The sequence below is a fragment of the Bradyrhizobium cosmicum genome (genome assembly GCF_032290525.1).
GTDB classification, from domain to species: Bacteria; Pseudomonadota; Alphaproteobacteria; order Rhizobiales; family Xanthobacteraceae; genus Bradyrhizobium; species Bradyrhizobium cosmicum_A.
On the sequence record NZ_JASXTA010000005.1, the window covers coordinates 105,350 to 119,417 of the forward strand.

Genomic DNA, 14,068 nt, shown 5'->3' on the forward strand with positions numbered 1-14,068 from the left:
ATGACGATTGGCGGGCACGGGACTGACGGCGTCGAGCGGCGCGGACTGATGTTCGTGCTGTCCTCGCCCTCGGGCGCGGGCAAGACGACGCTGTCGCGGTTGTTGCTCGAGCGGGAGCCCGGCCTGAAGATGTCAGTGTCGGCGACCACGCGTCAGATGCGGCCGGGAGAGGTCGAGGGGCGCGACTATTTCTTCGTCGACAAGCCCAAGTTCGAGACGATGGTGGAGCAGGGCGAACTGCTCGAATGGGCCACCGTGTTCGACAATCTCTACGGGACGCCGCGCGCGCCGGTGGAGGCGGCACTGTCGGCCGGGCAGGACGTGCTGTTCGACATCGACTGGCAGGGTACTCAGCAACTGCATCAGAAAGCGAGCGTCGACGTGGTTCGCGTCTTCATCCTGCCGCCCTCGGCCGCTGATCTCGAGAAGCGGCTGCATTCGCGCGCGCAGGATTCCGACGAGGTGATCCGCAAGCGCATGAGCCGCGCCAGCCACGAAATGAGCCACTGGGCCGAATACGACTACATCGTCATCAACCACGACGTCGACGAGGCGTTTGCCGAGGTGCAGTCGATCCTGAAGGCCGAGCGCCTCAAGCGCGAGCGGCGGATTGGCCTCGTGGGGTTCGTACGAAATCTGCAAGGTCAGCTTCAAGGCTAGGCTGCTTCAGCCGCGGGCCTTGCTGCGCCAGCCGTTCCAGCATGGCCGTGATCACGTCGACGTCGACGGCGTCCTCGATTTCCGCATCCGCATCGGCCGGCGCTTCGCCGTTGATGTCGTTGGCCGCGAGCCGGGGCGCCGAGGCCGCGATCTCGAACTCGCCGTCGAATATGTCGGCCTCGTCGAGCTCCGCGACCTCGCGGTGAGCGGGCCGGGACTGTGCTGCGATCCTGCCGATCTCGCTGGTGAGGGCGGCGAGCGGAGCGGCTCGCGGCGGTGCGGCTTGAGACGACGCGGCGGCTTGCGACTGCGGGATCTCGGATTGCGGGATCGCGGGCTGTGCGGCTTGCGGACGCGCGGCATCGAAATCCACCGGGCGCGGCTGCGGCGCGCGCGCCAGTTCGGCCGGGCGCACGTTGAGCCAGGGCGCGCGGCCATCGTTCCGATCGTGCGGCTCGAAATGGCTCCAGTTGACGCGGCGGTGGTCGGCGGCCTGGACGCGGACGCGTCCGCGTCCGCCGGCGAAGCGGTAGACGATGCTGGCGAGCAGGCCTGCGAGCGCGAGCGCGCCGCCGACGACGAGCATCAGCATCTGCAGCGAGCCGGTCGGCTTGTCGGTGCTGCTGTCGGCTGCGGCGAGCGCGACCGGGGCAGCGGCTTGAGCAGGCGATTTCGTTGGTTTTGCATTCGGCTGTGCGGCTGTCACCGTGACGGGAGCAGGCGCCGGCTCCGGTGCGGGCGACGTGGTGGTGGCGTCGGGCCAGCGGGTCGCGGCGGCGGGTTGCTGCGCGTCGCTAGCGGCTGCGGGACTCGCAGCCTGTTGCGTCGGCGCCGGTGCAACGGCGGGAGCAGGCGGCAGCGTCGGAGCCGCATTGCTTTTCGACGTCAGATATTCGGCGCGCGCGTCCTGCACCGCGTGCGGCTGTGGCGCTGGCGTTTCAGCTGTCGGTGCGTCGGATGCAGCCTGCGCGGTTTGAGTGGCCTTGCCGCCTTCGGCGCGCAGATACCAGCATTGCCGTTTGCTCGCGCGATCGAGCCGATAGAACCAGTGCTGGCCTTGCGGCGCCGCGCCCTTCGGTGAGGCGAGGCAATCGCTGGCCGCGTTGGCCGTGCTCGTCGCCGTCGGCGCGTTCTGCGACACGGCCGCCAGTGGCGCGCCGGCGATGATGCTGCCGACTAGCGCGGATATGAACTTTGCGGTGCGGTTGCCCATCCTGGTCTCCCGTTTACGCATGACGCAACTCTTGACGGCCCTTTGTCATCAAAGACTTGGGTGGCAATGAGCCGCAAATCCGGAGAGGATGTGGCCTGAATCGGGCCTGTGCGGTGTTCGTTCCGCCGCGAAATCAGGCTTTTTGGGTTCCATGATTGCTCGTCGCGCTCCATGTTTCCGGGCGCCCATGGGTGATCGCACCTGCTTTGGCGAGGCGCCACGGCGTCGCGTTCCCGCGGCAGGTTCTGCCCGAGCCTTGCTGTCGTCTTGCCGCCCGATGGAAGCCAAAGGGCGCAGGGAAGGCCGGGCGCCGGCGGCACCCGAGATCCGTGCGCTACGAAGATGCACACGGGGTGGACCACAGGTGTGCCGGTCGCCCGGCCTTCCCTGCGCGGATGGTTTTAACGGTGTCCTTCGTGCTCTCCCCGGGGAGCGATGCACTATTGCCCCCGTCGCCTTGCGGATGGCTGATGCACTCGCCCGGTCGGGCCGCCGCATCACCGCAAGCCTTGACGCACAGACCCCGGGCGCCAGGACCACACGACTTCTCCGTCCGCGGACGGTCCCGCCTGATCGTCGGGGGCTTGCGTGTGCTCACCCTCGACGACCGACGAGGCCGCTGTAACCGCGCCGTGTCGTCCGCGTCGCGTGAGACTCACGGTTGCCCCGCCCTGTCGTCACGCGTTTCGCGCCGGCGCTGCCGCGTCCACCGCCACCCGGCCCGCATCTCGTGACGGTCGCGAACGCCCCTTTGGCAGGGCCGGGATCGCCCGTATATGCCACAAATCCGAAATTCGGGAAAGTGGAATATTTTTGCGAGCAGGGCTTGACGAGGTATTTTGCCCGACGGGCGCGGAGCGCCTGCCTCTTAGAACTCAACACATTTTGGCCGTGCCGTCATTTGGGAGCACGCCCAAGTGCAAGATCGAGGAGATGCGTCTGCGACTTGAGAAGCATGTCGCAGGATCGTGACAACGTACCTTGCTCCGTCATTGCGAGCGCAGCGAAGCAATCCAGAGTACTGCCGCGGAAAGATTCTGGATTGCTTCGCTACGCTCAACGACGCCGTGGAGGTTAGCACCGGTCCACCCGGATCACCTCGGGAAACTTATCACCTCGGCAGCCGTTCTATTGCGGCCGAGGAGAGCCCATGCCGATCAAGGATCAGATCAAGAATCTCGCCAAGAAGCTCGTGGAGGATCATCCGGACACGGCAACGCTGCGGGCACTTGTGCGGACGCGGAAGCCGACAGCGATCCACTTCCGGGACGATGGCATTGTGCCGAACAACCCTCATCTTCCCGTGTTGCTCTATCGCGGCGTGGTGAACCTCAAGACCCGGCGTTTTGCGCCGGAGGTCATCGTCGACACGCTGTTCGATAGAAACGGCTGGGGCCGCTCGTGGCGCGATACCGTGTACGACTTCGTCCATTATCATTCGCAAGTCCACGAAGTGATGGGCGTGGCGCGCGGCACGGCCAGGATCGAATGCGGTGGGGTCAAGGGGCGGATCGTGAGCGTGAAGGCCGGAGACGTTCTGGTCCTTCCCGCAGGCACAGGACACCGGCTGATCGAGTCCAGCCGGGACTTCCTGGTCGTCGGAGCGTATCCGCAGGACGGGACGTACGACGAGTGCACCGACACGAGGGAGCGTCCTGACGCCATCAAGCGTATTGCCAAGGTCCGCAAGCCGAAAGCAGATCCCGTCCTGGGAGCCGGCGGGCCGCTGCTCAAATCATGGCGGAAGAAGCCATCGCGATCGTGACGCGAGGCGGTGTCCCTTCGCCGTGCCGATCTCAGGGCTCCCCTTGGTAAGTCCACGAGAGCGTGAATTGCCGCGCATATCCGTGGCCGATCCTTCGCGACGCTGGCGACATGGGGATGACGCTGGCGTCCTCGTTCCACCGTCACGTCGGACTCGGTCAAGACCCGATGGACTGAGCCGGCGATCAATCCGAGCTCGACCTTCAATTCGAATTCGGTGAAAGACGTTGGGCGAGCGATGGGGTTCGCAACGGCTCAACCCATCCTACGATACTTCCACACCCGCGCGAGCATTAGCGCCAAACACCCCAGCATGACGCTGATGAGTCCCACGATTGCGTTGGACTGTGCGAACACGCCGGTTTGAATGAACACTTGTGCTGCGATGATGAAACAAACGGCTGCCAGCAGCAGGCAGGCGCAGCCCGCGGCGATCGCCAAATATCGCAGCGCTCGCAGGGCCGGGGCTGCCTTGGTCTGAAGTGCATCGCTCATGAAGGCACAACGGAGCCGTTGGCGCGAGGTTCCGCGATTTCCGCCTCAGGCATCGGTGAAAGCAGGGTAGGAACAACTCGCTTGCAGAGAAGTCATTCACCGGTTGACGGAGGTGTCCATGAAAGCACTGATCGCAGCTGCTGCCGTTGTCTTCACGGCCTTTTTCACTGCGCTTTGGCCGGCGGTTGCCCAGAACACGGGGCCCGCCCCACAAACAGGCATGGAGCGGCCCGAAAACACTGACGGGGCGACGGAAAAAGGGACGATGGACACCACCGGCGCGAATGTCAGCCGGGCCAATCAGTCCGAGGCCAAGCAGGCCGGACCAAAGGATCCGAAGGACGATGCCAGGAAGGGCCATCAGAAAAAATAGCGGGGGGTCTGCAAGCCGGAGGGACGCGCGTCGCTGCGCCAAGGAAGATCGCTGGATGCAAGATCGTTGGCGCAGCTCAACCTCGTTTCACTTGCGTGCGCAGCAATCGACCAGCGCGCGCCAGATGCGCTGGATTTCAATCGTCTCCTGAAGCTCCCTGACGTGGTTCTCGCTCGCATGGGAGGACGTCGCCTCGACGCGTGTTTCGCGTGGCTCGATCCAGCGTTCGGAGATTGGATCGTACCATTTGCCGATATTGAGCAAGCCCGTCTCCATGTGGCTTTGACTCCGTCGTCGCCTCACGGGATGCCAACGCACGGAACATTCGCGGCGTTCCAACTGCTGATCCGATGTGATTGGTGCGGAGGCGGCGGGCTGCCGGCGAAACCGCCGCATTACCATCGCCAACGCGAACAGCGGCTCGCGGTCGTCGAACACGCTTAGCGTCCGGCTCTTGCCGGGGCGGAGCCGGCGGATCCAACGGGCCTGTCTGAGGCGGATCTGGGGTTCGGCCGGAAGGCGGCTTCGGGATTTGCCAGCGGCAGGCACATGCACTGCCAAACGGGGCGGGGCCCGATCGCCGCCCTTCCGTGCGCGGCGATGCGCTGGAGAAAGCGAAACGGCGAGACGCGAGTCTCGCCGTCTCGCGCGCGTCAGTTCTTCAGCACGATGCGGCCGACGACCTTGCCGGCGCGCAAGCTCTCGATCCATTTCTGGACGTCGCCCATCGGCTCCTCGCGCATCGGCGTCGGCTTGATCTTGCCGGCGCGGGCGAGTGCCATCAGTTCCTGGGCCTCGGCGAGCGTGCCGACCATGAAGCCTTCGACGGTGAGGCGCTTGTAGACCCACTGCACCATCGGCAGCGTGAACTGGCCGCCCATCAAACCGGAGACCACGACCTTGCCGCCGCGCGCGGCCACCGCGACCGCGAACGCCATCGACCTCTCGCTGCCAGCGAAATCGACCACCTCGTCGAAGCCGCCGTCGGTTTCCTTCAGGATACGCTTGATGATTTCGGGCTCTGATGGATCGTAGGCGCTGGCGGCGCCGTTGTTCAGCGCGGTCTCGCGCGCGGCTGAGCTGAGATCGGCAACCGTGATCGGCTGCCTGAACATCGCCTGCGCGAACGACAGGCCCATCATGCCGACGCCGCCGAGGCCGATCAGCAGGAGGTTGCGCTGGCGCGGACGATCGACCAGGCGCCTGAGCGCGCCATAGGCGGTGACGCCGGAGCACATCAGGGTCGCAGCCTGGTTGACCGGCAGGGGATCGTAGTCGAGCAGATACTTTGCGTCGGGCACCAGCACGTGGCTGGCGAAGCCGCCGTCGATGGAGACGCCGAGGAAGCGCTGCTTCGCGCAGAGGTTCTCGTCGCCATTGGCGCAATCGCGGCATTGGCCGCAGCCGATCCACGGGAACACCGCCTTCTTCGCTCCGACGAGGCTTGCCGGCACGTCGGAGCCGACCTCGTCGACGACGCCGGCGATCTCGTGGCCGAGCGTGAAGGGCAGCGTCATGCCGCGCGTGGTGTCGAGCTTCCTGCCGCCGCCGAGATCGGCATAGCCGTCCTGGATGTGCAGATCGGAATGGCAGAGGCCGCAGCGCTCGATGCGCACCAGCACCTCGGCGCCTTTCGGCTTCGGCGTGTCGACGATGGTCTCGCACAAGGGCGCATCGAACTTGACCAGGGACTGCCGACGCATCAACGCCATTTTCTTTCCTCCGGAATTTTCATTCTCACGTTTCGGCTCGTATATCCGCCAATTCACGCGCCATGGCAACAAAGCCGGAAATCGGAATGGTCTCCGCCCGCCGCGTCGCATCGACGCCGGCGGCGGCCGCGAGCCGCGCGGGATCGGTGCCCAGCGATCTCAGGCTCTGGCGCAGCATTTTCCGGCGCTGGCCAAAGGCTGCGGCCGCGACCTGCTCGAGCATCCTGCGATCGCAGGAAAGCGGCGTTTCGCGCGGTGTTAGCCGCACGACGGAGGAGGTCACCTTCGGCGGCGGCACGAAGGCGGACGGCGAAATGTCGAACAGGATTTTCGTCTCGCAGCGCCAGTTGGCGAGCACGCCGAGGCGGCCATAGGCCTCCTCGTCCTCGCGCGCCACGATGCGCTCGCCGACCTCGCGCTGAAACATCAGCACCATCATGTCATACCAGGGCGGCCAGGGCTCGGTGGTGAGCCAGTTGATCAGGAGCTGGGTCGCGATGTTGTAGGGCAAATTGGCGACGATCTTTGCGCGTTGGCCTGCGAGCCGCGGGCGCGGGTCGAAGCTCATGGCATCGCCATGCACGATCTCGAGCCGGCCGGGATAACGCGCGGAAATGTCCTCCAGCGCCGGGATCGCGCGCTCGTCATGCTCGATGGCGATGACGCGCCTGGCGCCGAGCGCGAGCAGCGCGCGGGTCAGCCCGCCGGGGCCGGGACCGATCTCGACAATGGTGGAGTCCTCCAGCGGCGCTGCCGCGCGCGCGATGCGCGCGGTGAGATTGAGGTCGAGCAGAAAATTCTGGCCGAGCGATTTGCGCGCCGACAGCGCGTGCTGGCGAATGACCTCGCGAAGCGGCGGGAGGTCGTCGATCGCGCTCATCAGCTTGTCGCAGCCGCCATGCGGCGCGCGAGCATCAAGGCCGCGATCAGGCTCGCGGGATTGGCCTTGCCGGTGCCGGCGATGTCGAAGGCGGTGCCGTGGTCGGGCGAAGTGCGGATGAAGGGCAGGCCGAGCGTGACGTTGACCGCGTCGTCGAAGGCGACCGTCTTGATCGGGATCAGCGCCTGGTCGTGATACATGCAGACCGCGCAGTCGTAGTTGTTTCGCGCGGCCTCGTGGAACATGGTGTCGGCTGGCAGCGGACCCCTGGCCTCGATGCCGTCGCCACGTAGCGTCTTGAGCGCCGGTGCAATCACCGTCTGCTCCTCGTGGCCGAGCGAGCCGTCCTCTCCCGCATGCGGATTGAGGCCGGAGATCGCGATGCGTGGCCTTGCGACGCCGAAGCGGGACTTCAGCTCGGCGGCGACGATGCGCACGGTCGAGACGATCAGCTCGCTGGTGAGCTGGGCCAGCGCATCGCGCAGGGAGACGTGGATGGTCACCGGCACCACGGCGAGCCGCGGCGACCACAGCATCATCACCGGCTGCGGCACGCGGCCGCCGTCCGCGGCGAGCTCGGCGAGGAATTCGGTGTGGCCGGGATGGCGGAAGCCCGCGCGGTAGAGCACGCTCTTGGCGATCGGATTGGTGACGACGGCGCTGGCGCGGCCCTCGCGGACATCCGCGACCGCCTGCCGGATCGAGGCCAGCGCGGCCGGTGCGCTGGATGCATCGGGCGTGCCGGGCGCAGCCGTCGCGCGCTCGCCGGTCGCAACCACGGGCAGGGCGTCGGTGAAGGCTGCTTCGGCCTCACCGGGACTCACGGAGGCGATCCTGACATCGGCGCCGAGCGCTTTGGCGCGGCGCGCGATCAGCGCCTCGTCGCCGAGCAGATAGAAGGCGGGCAGGTTCAGTTCGCGGCGCCGGAGCCAGGCTGCGATCGTGATGTCGGGGCCGATGCCGGCGGGCTCTCCCAGGGTCAGGGCGAGGGGTTTTATCGCGTCGTTGGCCATCAGCGGTTGCGATATTCGATCATCGCCGCCTTGCGAAGATCGTCGAGATAGGCCTTCTGAGTCTTCTCGTACTTCTCCTGATACATCTTCTCGCGGACCTCGCGCTTCTTCGGCGTGTCGATCATGGTCGGCTTGCGCGAGCACAGCACCACCATCTCGATGCCCGCCTTGGTCACCTCGGGCGCGGTCAAATGGCCGATCGCAGTGTCGTCGAGCACTTTGCGAAGTGCCTCGGGCAGCTCCGCGGTGGTCTTGGTGACGGTGTCGCGGATGGTGGCGTTGGGCGTCGAGCGGAACAGCGAATTGGCTTCCTCGCAGCTTCCGACACGCGAGCGATAGGTGTCGGCTTCCTTGCGCCGCGTCTCCAGGAGGGCCGGGGACGAGCCGCGCGGCACGATCAGCACGATCGGCTGCATCTTGTACTCGGTGCCCTCGATCTGAAGCTTGTCGCCGGTCTGGGCCTGCACGGCCTGCGCGACGTCGCGCTCGCCGACCATCAGCTTCTCCTTGAAGCGGCCGCGCACGAGGCTGGTCCAGACCATCTCGGCCTTCATGCGGCCTTTCAGCGTCTCGGGGCGGACGCCCTTGGTCTCGAGCGACTTGGTGAGCTGGTCCGGCGAGATGCGCATGCGTTGCGCCATGCCCTCGTAGGACTGGTTGATGTCGGAAATTCCGGGGTCGACGCCGTACTTCTTGCCTTCCTTGAGCTTCACCTTGTCGTCGATCAGCTCGTTGATGACCTGTTCCCGGGTCGGGGTCTTCTGCGTCGTCAGCGTGTCCAGCTTGGAGCGCTGGTCGATGTCGAAATCGGTGATCGGATCGCCGTTGACCATGACGACGATGTTCTGCGCGCCCACCGGCGCGGGCACGCCGGTCAGGACCAGCCCGGCAGCGAGGGCAAGGACAAGGCGGAAGACAGGCAATGGGGTCGTCATGATTGTCGCTCGGATGTCGGCCGGGATGAGCCTGCAATCGGGAACACGCCGCCGGCCCTTCAGACGATTACTGGAGGCCGGCAGAATTGCTGCTACCGCTTGAGGTCGCCAGCGTGCGCAAGCCGATCTGGAACATGAACGCGTGGCTCAGCACGGGCGGCGTCGTGCCCGCGGAATAGCTATACGAAGTTACATAGTTCGCCGCCAGCACGAAGCAATCGTCGACATAGCCGGCGCCGAGCACATATTGGTTGATCTTGTTGGCCTCGAGGTCCCAGCGCGCCGAGCCCGTCACCACCCAGTTGGCGGCGACCTTGATCGAGCCGCTGGTGAGGATGCCCTCACGGCGAGTCAGATAGCCGAGCTCCGGCTGCGGCGCGTAATTGCCGTACATCACGCTCATCGACCAGCGGTTGAAGTTGGCGCGGCCTTCCGCCTCGAAGCGCTGCACGTTCGTGGTCTGCTCGTCCATGCGGGAGCGGACGCTGAACGTGTAGGTGCTGTTGGGCGAGTAGCTGGCGCTCGCCACGTAATCGGAGCGCGGCTTGTCGAGGCCGGAGTCGAGGCCGGTGTTGATGGAGTCCTGGACCGCATAGGAGTTCATGCCGAACAGCTGGTAGGACTGGCCGAACAGCACCTTGACGGCGCCGCCCTTGTCGAACTGCGTGGTGGCCTGCACGCCGACATTGGCGCGGCCGCCGCCCTCGACGCGGTCATAGCCGGAGAATTTGTCGACGCTGAACAGGTTCGAGGTGTCGAACACCATGCTCTGGGCGTCCTCGTTCGGAAGCTTGCCGGCATAGGTCTCGTTCGGCCGGACGATGATCTGCGCGATCGGCTCGATGGTGGTGGAGCCCCAGGGCTGAACGTTGATGAAGGGATAGCGGTATTCCAGACCGACGGTCGGCATCAGGCGGAATGCCTGGGTGTCGCCGACGGGCAGGTAGTTGGACACGCCCGGCTGGCTGGAGACCGAGGAGTTGATCGCGTCGGCACGAAGACTGGCGAATGGCGTCCAGATCTGGCCGAACGGGTCGGTGAAGGATTTGCGCCACTGCGCTTCCGCCGTGAGGCGGGTATAGGTGCCGGGGAAGCCGCGCAACAAGCACTGCGAGGGCGTGCGCGCGAGCGGATCGGCCGACGCCGTCGTGCACAGGCTGCCGGTGTTGGCGAGCGTGGTGATCGGATCGAACACCGGCGCGTCACGCGACAGGTTCAGGAAATTGGTCTTGTAGCTGAATTCGCCGCCGAACACCGGATAGTTGAGCACGTTTGAGTAGTCGATCACGGGGTAGACGACCGGCACCTGGCTCTGGTTACCCGAATAGCTCAGCCAGTACATCGTGCGCGCGTCGAAGAAGCTGCGGTTGCCGACGCCGGTCAGATAGAGCTGCGAGACCGCGTCCGTCGGCAGATTCAGGAACGAGCCGAGCGGATCGCGGTATTGATAGAGCCGGTAGTCCGAGAAGAAATAGTAGTCGGACATTAGGACGCCGTCCCAACCCCAGACCCATTTGTCGTTCAGCGCGAACTGACCCTTGGTATCGACGGCGCCGCGGAACTGGCGATCTCCGGGCTGTCCGGCAAACGCTCCAGGATCGAGCTGGTCGATGCCGTAGGCGCGGATCTGATAGGCACCGTCGATCAAACGCTGACGGAATTCGCCTTGCAGCATTACACCTTGCCGCGACATGAAGCGCGGAGTGAAGGTTGCGTCCATGTCGGGCGCGATCGCCCAATAATACGGGACTTCGGCGCCGAAGCCGGTGTTCGTCGTGCCCGGAAAATAACCGGGCATCAGAAAGCCGCTCTTGCGCTTTACGGTCGGGTCGGGCGTCGAGAAATAGGGCATGTAGGCGAGCGGCACGCCGAAGAACTCGATCTGCGCCGTCTCGAAATACAGCATCTTCTCCTGCTGGTCGTGGATGATGCGCGCACCCTTGACCTGCCAGAGCGGCGGCTTCTTCGGATCGTCCTTACATGGCGCGCAAGCCGTGTAGACGCCGTTCTCGAACACCGTGTAGTTGCCGCTGGAGCGGTCGGCGCGGCTCGCTGCCATGCGGGTCTGGTCGGCGGTGTCCACGCGCAGCGAATCGACGAAACCGTCGCGGTAGTCGTCGCTTAGATCCATGATCTCGGCGTAGGTGATCTTGCCGTCGGCATCCGTCATGCGGATGTTGCCTTCGGCATGGAGGCGCTTGGTCTTCTGGTCGTAGATGACCTTGTCGGCCTCGACGCTGGTGCCGTTGTAGAACAGCTGGACGTTACCGACCGCGGAGACGCGCGAATTGTTGTAGTCGTAATCGACCTCGGTCGCCTGAACCAGCATCTGGTTGTCGTTGGCGACTTTCGGCGGCTTCGGACGCGGCGGCAGCGGATTGTACGTGAAGCTCTGTGCGGAGGCGGGGGCCACGAGGGCTGCGTCCATCACGCCGAGCGATGCAACGGCGGCGACGGCCAGCAGGAACCTGCGCGCGGACAAGCCGCAGCCGTTCGCGCGCATCACGATGCGGCGCGTCAAACGAGACACGGGTCCTCGATGGACGGCAGTCACTAACCGTCCTCCTGGTACAACAAGGCCAAAAAGCCGGTGAGGCCGCCCACCACCACGGGCAACCACGCCGCAGCGATCGGATGCATCAACTCAGCCTTGCTCAAGTCTTCAGTCACTTTCGACAAAACGTAGAGCAGAAAGCCTGCACCCACGCCACTCAAAACCATCTTCTGCACGCCGCCCATCCGGAAGAAGCGCAACGACACGGAGGCCGCGAGCATCACCATCGCGGCCAGCAAAAACGGCTGTGCCAGCAGCTTCTGATACTGGAGTCGGTAGCCGGCTGTCGCGAAGCCCGAGCTTTCGGAGGAGCGGATGTAGCTCGGTAGTTGCCAAAAAGACACAGTCTCGGGTGTGGAAAAGCTGTTGCGGATCTGCGCCTCGGTCAGCGCCGTCGGAATTTCCAACGTCGCCTGGTCGATCGGCGGCGAATCCAGCGAGTAGCGGCGGACGGTCTTGAACAGCCAATGGCCGGCCTCCAGCGTCGCCTCGCGCGCCTCGATCCGCTCCTTGAAATGCCAGTCCGTATCGAATCGGAACAGGGTCAGACCGGTCAGCCGGACGCCCTGCTGCTCGCTGCGCGCCGCGTTGATGATGACCTGGCCGTCATTGGTGACTTGGTTGAGCCAGAAGCCGGAGGCGTCCTGGATGCCGCCGCCGGGGGCCGAGCCGAACAGCTCGGCTTCCATGCGCTTGGAGAGCTCGCGCAGGTTCGCCGACATCGGATTGTAGGCGACGGTGGCGATCACCCCGATCAGCAGCGCGCTGCCGAGCGCCGGCGAGATGAACTGCCACGCCGAGACGCCGGCGGCGCGTGCGACCACGAGCTCGAGCCGGCGGGAGAGGGCGAGATAGCAGGTCATGGCGCCGATCAGCATGCAGAACGGCGTCAGCTTCTCCAGCAGCTGCGGCACCCGGAACAGCGAGGTCTCGGCCACCATGATCGCGGAGGCGGATGCGAGGCCTGAGGTCTTGCGCACCATCTCGATGTAGTCGACCAGCACCAGCAGCAGGAAAATGCTCGCGAACACGCCGAGCGCCGCGACGACGAAGCGTCCGGCGAAATAGCGCCCGAGTGTGTTGGTGAGCATGCTCATGCGGCGGCCGGCCGTCCGAACAGCCGCGCGATGCGCGCGTTCGACCTGTTGATGGCCTCCATGAGACGGGGCGGCGGCTCGACCACGACCCCGCCGATGATCATCCACAGCCCGATGCCGATGGCGCCCATGACCATCGCGTATTGGAGCAGCACCGGCCCAGGCGACTTCACCGCCATCACCGAGCAGGCAAATCCCGCCATGCGCAGGCCGAACACGGCGAGCACCGAGCCGCCGATCGAGAAGTTGCGGCTCTGGCGGGTGGTGCGCGGCGCGCCGAGGAAGGCGAAGGTCAGCACGGCAAAGCCGAAAGGATAGATCGGCGCCAACAGGCTGTCGTGCAAGGCCGAGCGGAACTGCCCGGGAATCTGCTTGTAGACGGGGTCGTCCTCGGACGGTGCGAACAATTCCCAGAGATAACGCTCGCGGATGCCGAGGGTGACGTCGTGGCCCTGGCCCGAGAACTTCGACATGTCGAAGCCGTAGCGGCCGAACGCCACCAGCGCAGGATCGCGCTTGCCGGTTTCGAAGCGCTGGAGATTGCCGTCCTTGAGCACCAGGAACGAGCCGTTCGCGTTCTTCACGACCTCGCCTTGCTCGGCGACGATCGAGACGCGCTCCCTCGGATCGCGGCGATCGTCGATGAAGATGCCGGCGAGAATGCCGCCGGGCTGGCGTTCGCGGATCCGGATCGTGAGGTTTTTGTCGAGCTGGGCGAAGCGCCCGGGCTGGAGGATGTTGGTGAGCACGTCGGCGGTGATCTCGGCGTCCCACTGCTTGATCCGCCGCATGCCGTCGGGGGCGAGATAGGCGGCGATGAAGGCGACCAGCAGTGCCACGACGCAGGTGGCGTAGACGAACGGATAGAACAGCCGGAACGGCGAGAAGCCGGCGGCATTCATCACGATGATCTCGGAATCGGTCGCGAGCTTGTTCAGCGTGTGCGAGATCGCGATCATCAGCGCGATCGGCGAGATGATCAGGACCAGGGCAGGCACGACGAGGCTGGTGATGCCGAGGAAGGTCAGGATGGTCTGACCCTGGCTCGTCATCAGGTCGATGCCGCGCAACGCCTGCGTAATCCAGATCACGCCGGTGAGGCTGACCAGGACCAGCGCAAACGACGCCAGCGTCGTGCGGAAGATATACCTATCGATTGACCCCATGCGCTACCGCACGAATCCCCACCAAAGCCCCAATGCAGTCCCGGGAATTTCCGGCTGTCCGACCCATCCCCAAAGGGATCCCCAGGGTCGCGCAGCCATCTTGTCCGCCGGCTAACTCTCTCACTACCATCCCTTTGATCCGTCAACAAAATGGCTGCCCCGTGGCACCCTCATTATATGGTTAATATTTCCCTCGTTGTGGCCTG

13 protein-coding genes are annotated in these 14,068 nt (G+C 65.2%); 3 read left to right on the plus strand and 10 right to left on the minus strand.

What is annotated here, in order from left to right:
• Complete coding sequence (gene gmk, locus QSV46_RS11075) at positions 1-660, plus strand: guanylate kinase (protein ID WP_314950225.1); 660 nt, start codon at positions 1-3, stop codon at positions 658-660.
• Here the strand turns inward: gmk and QSV46_RS11080 are convergent.
• Positions 593-1,894, minus strand: coding sequence for a hypothetical protein (locus QSV46_RS11080; protein WP_314950227.1), 1,302 nt, complete (start codon positions 1,892-1,894; stop codon positions 593-595). The two genes, gmk and QSV46_RS11080, sit on opposite strands and share 68 nt — an antisense overlap.
• Positions 1,895-3,023: 1,129 nt before the next feature.
• Between QSV46_RS11080 and QSV46_RS11085 the strand changes: the two genes are divergently transcribed.
• The gene (locus QSV46_RS11085) at positions 3,024-3,638 is read left to right on the plus strand and encodes a cupin (RefSeq protein ID WP_314950228.1); all 615 of its coding nucleotides are present in this window, start codon (positions 3,024-3,026) and stop codon (positions 3,636-3,638) included.
• Between the two features lie 254 nt (positions 3,639-3,892).
• Here the strand turns inward: QSV46_RS11085 and QSV46_RS11090 are convergent, their stop codons facing one another.
• Positions 3,893-4,132 (minus strand): hypothetical protein, encoded by a 240-nt coding sequence (locus QSV46_RS11090; RefSeq protein ID WP_314950230.1) that lies wholly within the window; start codon positions 4,130-4,132, stop codon positions 3,893-3,895.
• A 118-nt stretch (positions 4,133-4,250) separates the two neighbouring features.
• Here QSV46_RS11090 and QSV46_RS11095 point away from each other — a divergent pair, with 118 nt between their 5' ends.
• On the plus strand, positions 4,251-4,505 hold the full coding sequence (locus QSV46_RS11095) for a hypothetical protein (RefSeq protein WP_314950231.1): 255 nt from the start codon (positions 4,251-4,253) through the stop codon (positions 4,503-4,505).
• Positions 4,506-4,592: 87 nt separating this feature from the next.
• Here the strand turns inward: QSV46_RS11095 and QSV46_RS11100 are convergent, their stop codons facing one another.
• From QSV46_RS11100 to lptF, 8 genes are all read right to left on the minus strand, one after another.
• The gene (locus tag QSV46_RS11100; RefSeq protein WP_314950233.1) at positions 4,593-4,943 is read right to left on the minus strand and encodes a hypothetical protein; all 351 of its coding nucleotides are present in this window, start codon (positions 4,941-4,943) and stop codon (positions 4,593-4,595) included.
• 215 nt (positions 4,944-5,158) lie between these two features.
• Complete coding sequence (locus QSV46_RS11105; RefSeq protein WP_314950235.1) at positions 5,159-6,217, minus strand: alcohol dehydrogenase; 1,059 nt, start codon at positions 6,215-6,217, stop codon at positions 5,159-5,161.
• A 25-nt stretch (positions 6,218-6,242) separates the two neighbouring features.
• The gene (gene rsmA / locus QSV46_RS11110; RefSeq protein ID WP_314950236.1) at positions 6,243-7,097 is read right to left on the minus strand and encodes a 16S rRNA (adenine(1518)-N(6)/adenine(1519)-N(6))-dimethyltransferase RsmA; all 855 of its coding nucleotides are present in this window, start codon (positions 7,095-7,097) and stop codon (positions 6,243-6,245) included.
• Complete coding sequence (gene pdxA, locus QSV46_RS11115) at positions 7,097-8,110, minus strand: 4-hydroxythreonine-4-phosphate dehydrogenase PdxA (protein WP_314950237.1); 1,014 nt, start codon at positions 8,108-8,110, stop codon at positions 7,097-7,099. Before pdxA ends, rsmA begins: the two co-directional genes overlap by 1 nt.
• A complete protein-coding gene (locus tag QSV46_RS11120) occupies positions 8,110-9,045 on the minus strand; it encodes a SurA N-terminal domain-containing protein (protein WP_314950239.1) in 936 nt (311 codons plus the stop codon). The genes pdxA and QSV46_RS11120 overlap by 1 nt, the downstream gene beginning before the upstream one ends.
• A gap of 67 nt (positions 9,046-9,112) precedes the next feature.
• The gene (locus tag QSV46_RS11125; RefSeq protein ID WP_314950241.1) at positions 9,113-11,599 is read right to left on the minus strand and encodes an LPS-assembly protein LptD; all 2,487 of its coding nucleotides are present in this window, start codon (positions 11,597-11,599) and stop codon (positions 9,113-9,115) included.
• Complete coding sequence (gene lptG / locus QSV46_RS11130) at positions 11,599-12,696, minus strand: LPS export ABC transporter permease LptG (protein ID WP_314950242.1); 1,098 nt, start codon at positions 12,694-12,696, stop codon at positions 11,599-11,601. The genes QSV46_RS11125 and lptG overlap by 1 nt, the downstream gene beginning before the upstream one ends.
• Positions 12,693-13,862 (minus strand): LPS export ABC transporter permease LptF, encoded by a 1,170-nt coding sequence (gene lptF / locus QSV46_RS11135; protein ID WP_314950244.1) that lies wholly within the window; start codon positions 13,860-13,862, stop codon positions 12,693-12,695. The genes lptG and lptF overlap by 4 nt, the downstream gene beginning before the upstream one ends.
• Positions 13,863-14,068: the final 206 nt, after the last annotated feature.